Annotated in this window: 10 protein-coding genes; 8 read left to right on the top strand and 2 right to left on the bottom strand. The window is 51.0% G+C overall.

Annotated elements, in window-relative coordinates; genetic code table 11:
• Positions 1-136: 136 nt before the first annotated feature.
• Both FOA19_RS18235 and FOA19_RS18230 read left to right on the top strand, forming a co-directional pair.
• Positions 137-1,471: a vanadium-dependent haloperoxidase gene (locus tag FOA19_RS18235; RefSeq protein ID WP_149092279.1), complete on the top strand. Its 1,335-nt coding sequence runs from the start codon at positions 137-139 to the stop codon at positions 1,469-1,471.
• A gap of 149 nt (positions 1,472-1,620) precedes the next feature.
• Positions 1,621-3,045, top strand: a complete 1,425-nt coding sequence (locus FOA19_RS18230; RefSeq protein ID WP_190300459.1) for a T9SS type A sorting domain-containing protein — start codon at positions 1,621-1,623, stop codon at positions 3,043-3,045.
• A gap of 830 nt (positions 3,046-3,875) precedes the next feature.
• Here the strand turns inward: FOA19_RS18230 and FOA19_RS18225 are convergent.
• Together FOA19_RS18225 and pnuC are read right to left on the bottom strand one after the other, a co-directional pair.
• A complete protein-coding gene (locus FOA19_RS18225) occupies positions 3,876-4,256 on the bottom strand; it encodes a hypothetical protein (protein ID WP_149092277.1) in 381 nt (126 codons plus the stop codon).
• A gap of 104 nt (positions 4,257-4,360) precedes the next feature.
• Complete coding sequence (gene pnuC, locus FOA19_RS18220; RefSeq protein ID WP_149092276.1) at positions 4,361-4,987, bottom strand: nicotinamide riboside transporter PnuC; 627 nt, start codon at positions 4,985-4,987, stop codon at positions 4,361-4,363.
• Between the two features lie 163 nt (positions 4,988-5,150).
• On the opposite strand from pnuC, the gene FOA19_RS18215 reads away from it, so the two are divergent.
• The 6 genes from FOA19_RS18215 to FOA19_RS18190 all read left to right on the top strand — a co-directional run bounded on the left by FOA19_RS18215 (position 5,151) and on the right by FOA19_RS18190 (position 13,194).
• Positions 5,151-5,471, top strand: a complete 321-nt coding sequence (locus FOA19_RS18215; protein WP_149092275.1) for a rhodanese-like domain-containing protein — start codon at positions 5,151-5,153, stop codon at positions 5,469-5,471.
• A 137-nt stretch (positions 5,472-5,608) separates the two neighbouring features.
• Positions 5,609-7,078: an IMP dehydrogenase gene (guaB, locus tag FOA19_RS18210; protein ID WP_149092274.1), complete on the top strand. Its 1,470-nt coding sequence runs from the start codon at positions 5,609-5,611 to the stop codon at positions 7,076-7,078.
• Positions 7,079-7,857: 779 nt separating this feature from the next.
• Complete coding sequence (locus FOA19_RS18205) at positions 7,858-9,936, top strand: PP2C family protein-serine/threonine phosphatase (RefSeq protein WP_149092273.1); 2,079 nt, start codon at positions 7,858-7,860, stop codon at positions 9,934-9,936.
• A gap of 20 nt (positions 9,937-9,956) precedes the next feature.
• Positions 9,957-10,295 (top strand): STAS domain-containing protein, encoded by a 339-nt coding sequence (locus FOA19_RS18200; RefSeq protein ID WP_062544051.1) that lies wholly within the window; start codon positions 9,957-9,959, stop codon positions 10,293-10,295.
• Complete coding sequence (locus FOA19_RS18195) at positions 10,288-10,698, top strand: ATP-binding protein (protein ID WP_149092272.1); 411 nt, start codon at positions 10,288-10,290, stop codon at positions 10,696-10,698. Before FOA19_RS18200 ends, FOA19_RS18195 begins: the two co-directional genes overlap by 8 nt.
• A gap of 210 nt (positions 10,699-10,908) precedes the next feature.
• Entirely contained in the window at positions 10,909-13,194 is a 2,286-nt protein-coding gene (locus tag FOA19_RS18190; protein WP_149092271.1) for a peptidylprolyl isomerase, read from the top strand.
• The last annotated feature ends 112 nt before the right edge of the window (positions 13,195-13,306 follow it).

Below are 13,306 nucleotides of genomic sequence, written 5' to 3'. Positions count from 1 at the left end.
TCTCTGCAAAGGGTTAATCAACAGCGCTCTCTGGTGACAAGAAACTGCAAGAATTCTGCCTATCCGCTCTCCTTTGTCCCTCCCGCATGTACACATTCAATCATATTTCATCCATTCACTAAATGATTAAACCACCATGAGATTCACTTCTTTTTATAACAGCAATAGCGCCCTAAGCCTGCTTTTCATCTTCCTGTTTTCACTCCTCTCCAGTTGCAATGAGAATGACGATGATCCAGAACCACCTACCCAGGAAAGTGCCGATGTCGTGTTTGACTGGTACAAACTGATTCTTCGCATGCAACTGCATGGTATTCCGCCGGTAAGTGGATTGTTGAACAACAGTAATTTTGGGTACATTGGGGTGGGGTTGTATGAAGCCGTTCGGCCTGGTATGGAAGGGGCACCGAGCTTATCTACTGTCCTTCACCAAATGCCCGTAATGCCGGCAGCGCAACCAGGCAAGGAGTACATGTGGCGGGCCAGTGCCAACGCTGCCTTGGCCAGCTTGACCCGCCTGTTTTCAGTGAACCTCACCGATGCCAGCAAAGCCAGTATAGACTCGCTGGAAAACGCCTACAATCAAAGATTACAGGCCGAAAACACTGGAACCGCCTTTACAGAGTCGCAAAGCTTTGGCCGATCTATTGCTACTGCCATTCATGAATGGTCTAAGACAGACAACTTTATCTTGTCAAACGCTGGGTACATCCCGCCGGTCTTTCCGGGAGCCTGGGAACCAACCCCCGCCAGCTTTGCCAACGCCGCCGGACCCAAGATAAAAGATGCCCGCCCGTTTCTAGCCTCCAACCTAACCGTTGAATTGCCTCCTTTGCCTTTCACTTATTCAGAAGACCCCTCGTCTGAATTCTATAGGATGGCCAAGGAAGTGTATGATGCCTCCAAGGCCTTAACCCCCGAGCAAAAAATCATCGCTAACTCCTGGGCCGATGTAGGTGGCGTTGGAAAAGGGTATCCGGTACCTGGGCATACAGTCTCCATTGTCACAGACATCCTGAAAGAACGGGGAGCTACCCTAGACCAGGCGGCTCAGATCTATGCTAAAACCGGGATTGTACATAGAGATGCGATCATTGTCTTATGGAAAATGAAGTTCCACTACAACCTCATGCGTCCGGTTACCTACATCAATAGGTTTATTGATCCTACCTGGCAGACCTTGGTACCCACTCCTCCTTATCCCGAGTACCCTTCGGCCCTGGCCTTCATAGTTGGAGGGGTAATGCAGGTACTCACCAGAGAGTTCGGCGACAACATTCCGGTCACAGACAATACCTACACCTGGAATGGCTCGGCTGCCAGGCAGTTCTCTTCTTTCTCCAAAATAGCCGAAGAAGTTGCTATTTCGCGGGTTTACGCGGGTATCCATTATAAAATTGCGGTAGACGAAGGCCTTCGGCTAGGCAAAATTTTAGGCGACAAATCCGCTGACCTCAACTTGGGCGATTAGCAGTAAGCATTCACCTTTTCTCTTCTTTCCTTCCTTGTCCTGCACAGCCAAGCAGGTTCACGGTGCCTTTTTGTGCCTCAACATTCCTATTTGTTTTCACTTTTTACTGCCTCCTCATGAAAACTTTTATACCACTTTATCTGAAAACCTTGCTTCTTCTGTTATTGGTGCTCTCTTTCCAGAACATATCGGCCCAAACCATTATCACAGTAACAGATTGCAACCTGAATGGCTGGGTAGACCTACGTTACCCCAACACCACAACGGCCATTACCACTAACGCTCCCAATCCACCACTTGGCACGGGAAGTTTAGAATACACCACCCAAACCGGTGCCCTCGGGAATTTCAGAAACGAGTCTTTCCATAACACGCTTCTGGCTTCTCTCACTACTTTTAAATATTCTACTTACATCCAGAGCCGCACCAATGACACCGATAATATCTTTGTGGTTTTGCAGGTAGACAGGACGGGTGATGGCCTAGCAGATGACCACTTGATTTTCGAACCCCGCTGGCAAACCGGCTCTTGGGTGGCCGGGATTCTGCCAGACCAGGGCCCCACGGTAGAAAACACCTGGCAAACCTGGGATATGCTGCATGCCATCTGGTGGTTGGGCCCACCCAGAGTGCTCAATCCAGAAAAAGGTGGTGAGTACCTTCTCTTAGCCGCTTACATCAGCCAATACCCCGAGGCCAGAATTGTGAACCAGCCATTAGGTGGTGGCATTGGCGGCATCAGGGTGAATGTAGGCTCCCCCCGTTTCGCACCTTTTATTGATTATTGGGGCGGTGCCTTTACTGGCTACCTAGATGCTTTCACCATTGGCATCAATGGCCATACTACCATCTATAATTTTGAGCCTAGCATTGCCAATGCTGGGGAAGACAAAACGGTTGTTTACGGCTATGGGGCACATTGCACCACTTTGAAGGCCAGGGCTGCGGGCGGGATTTCCCCTTACTCTTATCAGTGGTCAGCTGGGGGTAGGACTTGGACTAGCGCCGAGATTTCTGTTTGCCCCACCGTCACCACCACCTATTCCCTCAAGGTGACCGATGCCCAGGGCTGTTCGGGCACAGATGAGGTAACCGTATTTGTGAAGGATGTTAGATGCGGCAAGAAAGAAGACAAGGTGCTGGTTTGCCACAAAGGGAAGATGATCTGTATTGCCCAGGCGGCCGTTAAAGCGCATCTACAGCACGGCGACCAGATAGGGTCTTGCTCCTCAGATGCCATAGCCCAATCCAGAAACCAAAATACCCAGCTTGACTTTACTGAGGCCAATGCTTTTGAACCAAAACAATTAAGATTATCGAATTACCCTAATCCGTTTGGCTCGCATACAACCATCCAGTACCAACTTCCCTTCGATGGGGTTGTTTCCCTCAACGTGTATGATACCTCCGGAAGGCTGGTCTCCACCCTGGTATCGGGCAATAAGAAAGCCGGAACGTATTCAGTCGGTTTCAGCAGAAACAATCTCAGGGCTGGGGTCTACTTTTATAAGCTTATCGCCACCGATGGCTTGAAGAGCATTACCCAAACCCAGCGAATGATTCAACTGGAATAAGGTAAAAGAACTTGTGAAGAATTTTGATGAAAGCTTATTTCGCGGCCATTCCATTCTTGCTTATATCGCGGGAAGAAATGGCCGTGAAATGAGCTATCCCAGCAAGTTACTGGCTTAATTATTCCCTATTTAGGCCTTTGTTAACACCTGTACAGATAGAAGAAGTCAAATATTCTGATAATCCGAAGGCAGGGACGCTAGCAGGTTTAAAACCTACTTTCAATTTTCTCCCAGCTGACAGGAAAGCCATTTTGAGTTCATATTCAGTAAAAGCAAGCGAAAACAGCTGGGTGGCATTCAGGAGAAACCATGACAGACTAAACTAGCTCTCCTCTCATGAACCTGGCTCTGTTTCCGCCTACTTTCTTGGCTGGCAGCGGGGCTTATTTAATGAGAGGTTGGCGGGGCAGATGACATTGCACCTGCGGGAGTATCCCCATAGCTCCGGCTCCCGCCAACCTCTGTTCCTTTCCGTTTAGAGCCTGCTTTTCGCAAAACAGACCCTAAACGATAAATTCTTTTTACTATGATTCCTTCTTTGACCGGTACCTATTTCGGTTTTAGATGACAGTCGCTTTCTACATGCTACCCTCAGGTCACCTCCAAGTTCTCGGACTACTTACAGGAGTTCAGGAATACTATAAGGTGTAGTAAAATGCTTTGCCGAAGCACTTGCCGATATGCAAACTTCAAAGCACACCTAACCTTTCTTTGCGCCTGTTTTAGCGTGGACAACCAACCAAAAATAGATTGATATAGATATGATTATTCCGGGCAATGCTCTTGAGAAGCACGCAACGGTTTATTCCAGAAAAGAAGGAGGTTTCGGCCTATAGCCTTTGATTGTGGTAACGAAGATAAAGCGGCAACTGCGCTGTTGTATCCGTTCCTGTTCCTGACACCTGGGCCGTAGCCGATGGCCACTGGGTAAAGGATAAACCGGAGAAGAAGGTATGGGTAGGCTGGCCTAGTGGAGAATCAAACCCTGTCACGTGCACAACTACCTCTTCTTCAGAGGATACTTCGTTAAGAAACGCTTGTTTGAAGACTAACAGGGATGCCTCAGTAGCTGAAGATTTCAGGGAAGCTTCAGCCTGCTTAGCGGGGTTATTTACTACCGTCTCGCCCATAGATGCGGCGCACGCCTGTCCACCTACTACCGGGAGGGTAGCGATAAACACAAGCAGGTACCGGATAAATGTTTGCATCATGGGGACTACGGAGATAGACAAATCAAATGTAGGTGTAAAGAAATCAACTAAGCAAATAAAAATGTGACTTTTTTGCTATCAAGGCAAAATTATCTATAAAAGCCTCACCCGATGGCCGGGGAAGGCACTTTCTCCTGCCGTGACCGCTGCAGATCCTTCTTCCAGTCTACGTAGCCCCACCACGCCAGCGCCAGGTACAGGAAGTACAGCACGGCCGTTGGGTAGAGCTCTTTGTAAAGATAGATGGGCACGTACACGGCATCCACCACAATCCAGATAAGCCAGTTCTCCAGTTTCTTCCGGCTCATGAGCCATTGGGCACCCAAACTCACCGCCGTGGTGCCGGCATCCCAATACGCCAGGTCAGCGTCGGTGTTGGTGTGCAGGTAGGTTCCCAGGGCCAGGGTGAACAAAGGCACAAACAACCCTAGCCACACCCACTGGCGGGAGGTCATGCGGGAGACCGGCCGCTCCTCGCGCTGGTTTCCTTTGTACAACCATAGGTACCAACCGTAGAAGTTGAGCCCGGCAAACATCACCTGCAAACCCATATCGGCGTAAAGCCGGGCCTCATAGAAAATCACGATGTAAAGCGTCACACTGATGAGCGCGATGGGAAAGGTCCAGATGTTCTGGCGGGCGGCCAGCCACACGCAGAGCAAACCCGTGATCACGCCCACAATCTCGGTGACGGTAGCCAAATCCCATTGGCTTGGGGAGAGAAGTTCCATAAAAGAGTAAGTACCGCCTTTTCTGTTTCAAGCCTGTATTTAGGAAAACAGGGCCAAAATAGAGAAAGCTTCTGAAGTAAAGTGCACAAAAATAGAAGCCTGGACGTTGGTTTACGCGCCTGGCGGGTATTATCGCCAAATTATTTAGCCCTATCTTTGCCGTATGCTTCCAGAGATAACGCCCCAGCAACTGAAAGAACGTTTAGACCGCCAGGAACCGGTGCAACTCATTGATGTGCGCGAACCGGCAGAATGGGCCATCTGTAATCTGGGCGGCAAACTGATACCACTGGCCGATATCCCCAAGGCCGCCCCTACCCTGGACAAAGAGACGCCCACGGTGCTCATCTGCCACCACGGGTTCAGAAGTGCCCAGGCCCTCATGTTCCTCCAGCAGCGCCACGGCTTCACCAATCTGCTCAACCTTAAAGGCGGCGTGCATGCCTGGGCGCAGGAAGTAGATCCTGCTTTTCCGGTATACTAAACCATACCGCTTTTGGCCTCTTTTAAGGAAACAAGGCACTAAATGGCACCTGCCTGAAAGAAAGTTTTTCCTCACACACTAGGATATTCAACTTTTCCCTTAATTTTACGTGGCAAATACCATATACGCTATTTGCCATGCAGTTTCACGCTCCCAATCTGTTGTTCGAAGCCCTGACTTACGACGACGTTCTGCTATTACCCGCCTACTCAGAGGTACTTCCTAAAGATACAAATACTTCCACCCAGCTAACCCGCAACATCCGGGTGAACATTCCTATTGTGTCGGCGGCCATGGACACCGTGACCGAGGCAGACATGGCCATCGCCATGGCGCAGGAAGGCGGCATAGGGTTCATCCACAAAAACATGAGCATCAAGCAGCAAGCCGAGCAGGTGCGCAAGGTGAAACGCTCTGAAAGCGGCATGATCCTGGACCCGGTGACGCTGGACGAGCACGCCACCTTGGGTGAGGCGGTGCAAATCATGAAGGAACACCGCATCGGCGGGATTCCCATTGTGTCTGAAGACAAGAAACTGGTAGGCATCATCACCAACCGCGACCTTCGGTTCGAGAAGAACTATTCGGTGAAAGTGTCTGAAATCATGACCAAAGACCGGCTGGTAACTGCCCCTAAAGGCATTGAACTGGACAAAGCCGAAGACATCCTGCAGGAGTATAAAATCGAGAAACTGCCGGTCATTGACGACAAAGGCGTACTGGTGGGCCTCATCACTTACAAAGACATCCTGAAGAGAAAACACCGCCCATATGCCTGCAAAGACGAGTTCGGTCGGTTGCGCGTTGGTGCCGCTGTTGGTGTGACCCCGGATGTGCTGGACCGCGTGGGCGCCTTGGTGGATGCCGGCGTAGACGTGATCAGTGTAGATACCGCCCACGGCCACTCCAAAGGCGTGATGGACGCTGTACGCAGAATTAAAGACGCTTTCCCTAAAGTAGATCTGATTGCCGGCAACGTGGCTACCGCCGAAGGTGCCCGTGCCCTGGCAGACTCCGGCGCCGATGCCGTGAAAGTAGGCGTGGGTCCTGGCTCTATCTGTACCACCCGTATCATTGCCGGGATTGGCGTTCCGCAGCTTTCCGCCGTGATTGAAGCCGTAAAAGGCCTGGAGGGAACCGGCGTACCAGTAATCGCCGATGGCGGTATCAAGTTCTCCGGTGACCTGGTGAAAGCCATCGCGGGTGGTGCCAGCACCATCATGATCGGTTCACTCTTGGCTGGAACCGAGGAAGCTCCCGGCGACATGCAGATCTACGAAGGCCGGAAGTTCAAGACCTACCGCGGCATGGGCTCTATTGAGGCCATGGGCGAAGGTTCTAAGGACCGCTACTTCCAGGATGCCGAGGATGACGTGAAGAAACTGGTACCCGAAGGCATTGTGGGCCGCGTGCCGTACAAAGGCCTGGCCGGCGAAGTGCTCTACCAACTAGTAGGCGGTCTCAAAGCCGGTATGGGCTACTGCGGCGCTCCAGACATTGAAACCCTGAAGAAAGCCAAGATGGTGAAAATCACCGGGGCCGGTCTACGCGAGAGCCATCCGCATGACGTGCAGATCACCCGTGAGGCACCTAACTACAGCCGCTAATCTGCAAGGGGAAACCTACCCTTCTAATCATATCCAATTTCTATTTTGCTCTGTCCGATTCTTTTGGGCAGAGCAAAATTCGTTTAAAGGAAGTCTGGTCCAAATTTAAACCTGCTGCTGTTTACAGCTTCTTTTTATAAAAACTTCCCCAAAACAGCCAATGCCGGAAACTTAGAAACTGGACCAACCAACGAAGATGCCTATATTAAGCAAGGCATACTTCCTCCCTTCTTACAAGCCAAACTAGAAAGTGAGCTTATAACCGCGCTGATGCGGTGCATTGTGCAGTCTAGTGCTTGTGCTGTTTTTACAGGCGGTGATAGCCTCAGTATGAAAAAGTCCATAAAGCATAACTTAGCTTTTGAACCTCAGGCATTATTTGGGCAAATCTCAGGGACTTTTCTGCTTACCTCCTTTCCAGAAGCCTATCTCATTCTTATCCTTTTTATATTTATGTCTTTACTCCCAATCACTAAATCATTTTAAATCAACAAATTGCATCATCACAAACAAAAGAGGCAGACACAAACCTTTGATCAGGCAACTTTCCGGTGAATCATTGTCTTAGATTTAGCGTTTCCTATATAGATTTACCCTATGCTGGTTAATCTGTCTCCTGTAATTCAGGGCAACCTTTTGTCATTCAGCCTGATGCATCCGCAAGGAAAACCTGGCAAAAACGCTGCATGAAGAACATAAGTTTTTTTTAGTTACTTTTAAGAAATTCTCGTATTCACCCACAGCCAATACATAGCCATCACCCGCAGGCAATCTCTCCAATGCCCAAAGACAAAACCATTAAACAGTTGTGCTTTTTAACCGGAAGTGTAAGCTGGGTCTTGCTGTTGGTGAACGTGCTATTTCTGGCCCGGCAAGGGTACTTGGGCGAAGCAAACGCGGCTACCCAGTACCTGAGCAACGTGCTGTCGGTGGTATTTATCCTGTCTGTCTTTTTGCATCAGCGCACGCACGTGCAGATCCAGCGGAGCGCCGAGTTCACCTCTCCTCTTTGGGGTTTGTTTGTGAAAGGCGGCCTGGGCGCGTACCTCTGCCTGCTCCTTCATATTGGGTACCCTAGCATTAACCAACACTATGTGAACAGCCCTTACCTGCTGGATATCTTCTATCAGGTTTTCTTCGGATTTCTGGTGTATTTTCTGGGAAAGGCATTCTATACCTGGCGGCAGCTTATCCTGTACCATAAAACCAAGGATGTCCAAAGCCAATGGAAGTGGTTTGAGATCCTGGTTTACCTATCTCTGTTGGTGCCCCTGCTCAACGTGCAGTACATGCGCCACGTCTTCCTTATCCTGGATCTGGGCCTTCTGCTGGCTTACAGCCTATACATGAGCGTGCACCAGCGCTGGGTGGCCTTCCTTACCCTTGACAAGAAATGGAGTTGCATTTTCCTGCTTACAGCGGTACTGGCCTCCGGTGTTCTGTTCGCCAATTTCCTGTTCGTCTACGCCGATTCGCCTGACCTGGAAGTGGATTACACAGACAACCCGTTCATTCTGCTGACCCTGGCCTTCGTGTTTTTGTATGCCCTCTTTTCTTTGCTGGTGGCCCTGTTCAGTTTACCCACGTCTCGGGTTTTTGAGCAAAGAAACGCCGACTTGCTGAGCTTTCAGCGTTTGAGCCACACCATTCAACAAGGCCAGAGCGAGGACGAGGTCTACAAGATACTGTTTGAGAGCGCCGTTAAAGCCACCGGGGCAGATGCCGCCTGGCTGGAGGTAAATGAGACTACCCACGTAGACACGTCCCAGTTCAATGGAAGCCCGGTTGACCTTGAGGTGCAGGCGACGGTGAAATCCTTGCTGGCCAGCGTACGCGAACAGGACCAATCCAACCTGGACAGCGTGTACGTGAATGGAGACCTGAACCTGCTGCCCGAATTCAGAAGCCTTTCCAGTCTCTACAATTCTCTGTTGGTGGTGCCGCTGGTTTCCGCCAAAAGGCGCTACGGCTCGCTGTACCTGCTGCTGGAGTTGGAGCAGGGCTTTGACCCAGACACCATCAGCGTGGTGCAGTCCTTCGCGAACCAGACGGTACTGACCATTGAGAACCTGCGGCTCATGCAGGAATCTTTGCAGAATGAGCGCTACAAAGAGGAACTTAAGATCGCGAGCTTGGTGCAGGACCGCCTCAACCCCAAGAAATTCCCCACCGATACCTGGTTTGAGATCAGCACCTACGCTCAGGCGGCCAAAGAGGTGGGCGGCGACTTCTATGATTACCTGCAACTGAGCAAATCGCGCATCGCCATCATTATAGGTGACGTATCTGGGAAAGGGATCTCGGCGGCGTTCCACATGGCCCAGATGAAGGGAATCTTCCACGGGCTCATGCAGCAGGACTTGCTCCCCGATGAGTTCATGATCCAGGCCAACAGCGCCCTGAGCCGTTGCCTGGAGCGCACCTCTTTCATCACGTCTTCGCTGTACATCATTGATTATGAGATGCAGGGCGTGTCCTTTGCCCGGGCGGGCCATTGCCACACGCTTTACTATAACTCTATGATAGAAGATACGTTCTATTTTCAGACAGAGGGTTTAGGTTTGGGCATTATCAGGGACGCCTCTTACGCCAAGCGCATCCACCGGCTGCACTATGACTACAACCCCGGCGACGTGATGGTGATTTACACCGATGGCATTGTGGAGGCCCGCAATACCCGCCAGGATGAGTACGGTGAGGATCGCCTTAAATACATGCTTTCCCAGACCTATCATTTAGAGGCCGAGGACATCAAAAGTGCTATCATCAACGATGTCAGTGACTTCAGCAGTGATATCCTCCATGATGACCAAACCCTGCTTGTGATCAAGTTCAAACCGCGTCAACCTAATATTTAGATGATTCGTAAAGAAGCACGATGAAAATAAAACATACAATCACAGACAACACCATCACCATCAGTTTAGATGGTGAGTTAGACGCCAGCTCCTCCGTGTTATTGGACGAAGAGCTCTCCAACCCCAGCATCATGATGTTTGGCAAGATCCTGGTGGACTGCAAAAACCTCAACTACATCTCCTCGGCCGGTTTAGGCGTGTTCATCTCGCATTTGCAGCGTTTTGAGGATGCCCAGATCAAGCTTATTTTCTTCAACATGCAGGAGAAAGTACGCAACGTGTTCGAGATCTTGGGGCTGGACCTGCTCATGACCATCGTCTCTTCCTATGAAGAAGCCGTGACCATTGCCAATGACTAACAAGATCCGGGTCAGTTGTGACAGGAAGAACCTTAAAACTATCCGCACCTTTGTGACGGATACCCTCTCTCCTGTCCATTTGTCTGAGATCACGTTAAACCAGATCATCCTGGCCGTAGATGAGATCTGCGCCAATCTGATCATCCACTCCAACAAGGAAGACAGCCAGAAAAACCTCTGCCTCACCATCAGGTATGATAACCGGGAGATCATTTTTGAGCTGGAAGACAACGGCACCCCTTTTGTGCAGGCCAACTACAAAGCGCCTAACATCCATGACAACATCAAGGCGGGCAAAAAGGGGGGCGTGGGCGTGGCCCTGGTGAACCGGATCATGGACAAAGTAGAATATAGCGTGAAGGGATCAACCAATATCTGCCGCATGCACAAACTCCTGGCGTAGGCGCGGCTATATTTTTCCTCAGCCGCACAATAAAAACCGTTTTTGGCTTGTTTTAAGCAAAATATGCCAAAAACGGAGGCGGTTTTCTTCCTGCTTGCTCCCATGGCACTATGTTTTTCAATAGTAGCCTGTTCTCTCCAAAAAAATGAGTAAAATTGCATAATGTAAGGGAAGTCTATTGCCCACACATCCTGCATTTTGCTGACACCTATGCGAGTTAATTCTTTGTATGTGGGCCTGAGTGCCCTGCTCCTTTTCCAGTGTACCTCCCCTAAAAAGGCCGCTGAACCCGTTTTGCTTACCATTGGCCCAGAGAAAGTACCGGTCTCTGAGTTTGCCTATGTGTATGAGAAAAACAACAGCACCGCAGACAGTGCCTTCTCCAGCGCCAGCGTAAATGAGTACCTGAACCTGTACACCAATTTCAAACTGAAAGTGGCGGAGGCCAAAAGCCGCGGTTTGGACACTACCCAGGCGTTTAAAACCGAGCTGGGCGGCTACAAAGAGCAGTTGGCGCAACCTTTCCTCACGGAGAAAAGCGTGACCGACCAGTTGGTGCGCGAGGCCTACGAGCGCCTGAAGAAAGAAGTGAACGCCACCCACCTCCTGGTTTCCGTAGACATGGAGGCCGATCCCAAAGATACCCTGGCCGCTTACCAAAAGATTACGGATTTGCGAAACCAGGCTGTAAACGGCACTCCGTTTGAGCAACTGGCCCAGCGTTTCTCAGAAGACCCCTCTGCCCGCGAGAACGGCGGCAACTTAGGTTATTTCACGGCCCTGCAGATGGTGTACCCGTTTGAGAACGCCGCCTTCAACACGCCCAAAGGACAGATTTCCCAACCGGTGAGAACCCGTTTTGGCTACCATATCATCAAAGTGAACGAGGTACGTCCGGCGCAGGGCGAGATCAAAGTGGCGCACATCATGGTGCGGGCCCAGCAAGGCCTGCCCAAAGCCGATTCCCTGGCCGCCAAGAAGAAGATTGATGAGATCTACAGCCGGGTCCTGCGCAAAGAAGACTGGAACAAACTCACCTCGCAGTTCTCAGAAGATGCCGCCTCGGCGGATAACGGCGGGGAATTGCCTTGGTTTGGCACGGGCCGCATGATCCCTTCTTTTGAGGAAGCCGCCTTTGCCCTGGCGCAGCCGGGCGCCATCACGCCGCCCGTGCAGACAGTGTACGGCTGGCACATCATTAAACTTTTGGAGCGCAAAGAACTGCCTTCGTATGAAGAGATGGAGACCTCGTTGCGGAACCGTATTGCCAAAGACTCCCGCTCTGAGCTGAACAAAGCCGCATTCCTGCGCCGCATCAAAACCGAAAACAAGTTCCAGGAAAACCAAGCCATTAAAACGGCTACCCTGAAACTGGCAGATTCAACCCTGCTTACGGGCAAATGGAAATTCAGCGTACCAGCTGAGCCCAAGAACCTGCCTACGGCTACGCTGTTCACCATTGCCGGTAAACCTTTCAATGTAGGCAACTTTGCCACCTACATTGAGGCGAACCAGCGCGCGCGCCAGAATGTGTCTCCTTCTCACGCCATGAACCTGCTGTATGACAAGTTTGTGGAGACCAGCCTGCTGGACTACGAGCGCGAGCACCTGGAGGAAAAACACCAGGATTACAAAATGCTGGTGAACGAGTACCATGACGGCATCTTGCTGTTCCAGCTCATGGAGGAGAAAGTATGGGCCAAAGCTGTGGAAGACACCGTGGGCCTGAAAGCGTTTTTTGAGGCAAACAAAGGCAACTACATGTGGGGAGAGCGGGCCCAGGCCACCATCCTCAGCGCCGCGAACGCTGCCGTGATGAACCAGGCGAAAGCCTTGCTGGCCGCCGGCAGTTTCCCTTCTTCCAGACACAAGCAGGTGGATGTGCTCTTTACCACCAACAACACCAAGCTTTCCAATGCGGCCACCGCCCAACTGGACCAGCTGGCGTCCACCATGGCGGCTGACTCAGCCCTTAGCCTGGAGGTTACCGGCTACATTGACGCCCGCGAAAGCGCGAACCAGCGGAACTCCTCCCTGGGAACCCGCCGGGCCAACGCCGTGAAGAACTACCTGCAGCAGAAAGGTTTTAAAGGAGAGAACATCAAGATTGTGCCTGCCACGGCCCAGTTAGCCGGAACCCGCCGGGTGGCTTTGAGGGTGTTCACCTCAGACCTGCAGGCGATGGCCGAACAGTTGAACCAAAACAGCCCGCTGGCTCTTCAGGTTACTTCGCGCAAGTTCCAGCGCGGGGAGAACAAGGTGCTGGATGCGGTTACCTGGAAGCCGGGTACCTACAACCTCACCCAGGATGGCCGTGTTATCTGGATCAAGATTGACCAGGTAGACCCGCCTTCGCCTAAGAAACTGAGCGAGACGCGCGGGGTGGTCATCTCAGATTACCAGAACTACCTGGAGCAGGAATGGATCAAAGAACTACGCCAAAAGTACCCGGTAAGTATCAACCAACCAGAGGTGCAGAAGCTTATTAAGCACTAAGCCCTCCGGAAGTTTCTTTAAGTGAAGGCGTTTGCCTAGCTTTGTTTGTTTACCACTATACTAATTTGCAAGAGAAGCGGTTCTATAGCTAGAGACCGCTATATAGAATCCC

The sequence above is a fragment of the Rufibacter hautae genome (assembly GCF_008271695.1).
In the GTDB taxonomy this organism is placed as follows: Bacteria; Bacteroidota; Bacteroidia; order Cytophagales; family Hymenobacteraceae; genus Nibribacter; species Nibribacter hautae.
This window is presented reverse-complemented; position numbering and strand designations above follow the sequence as displayed.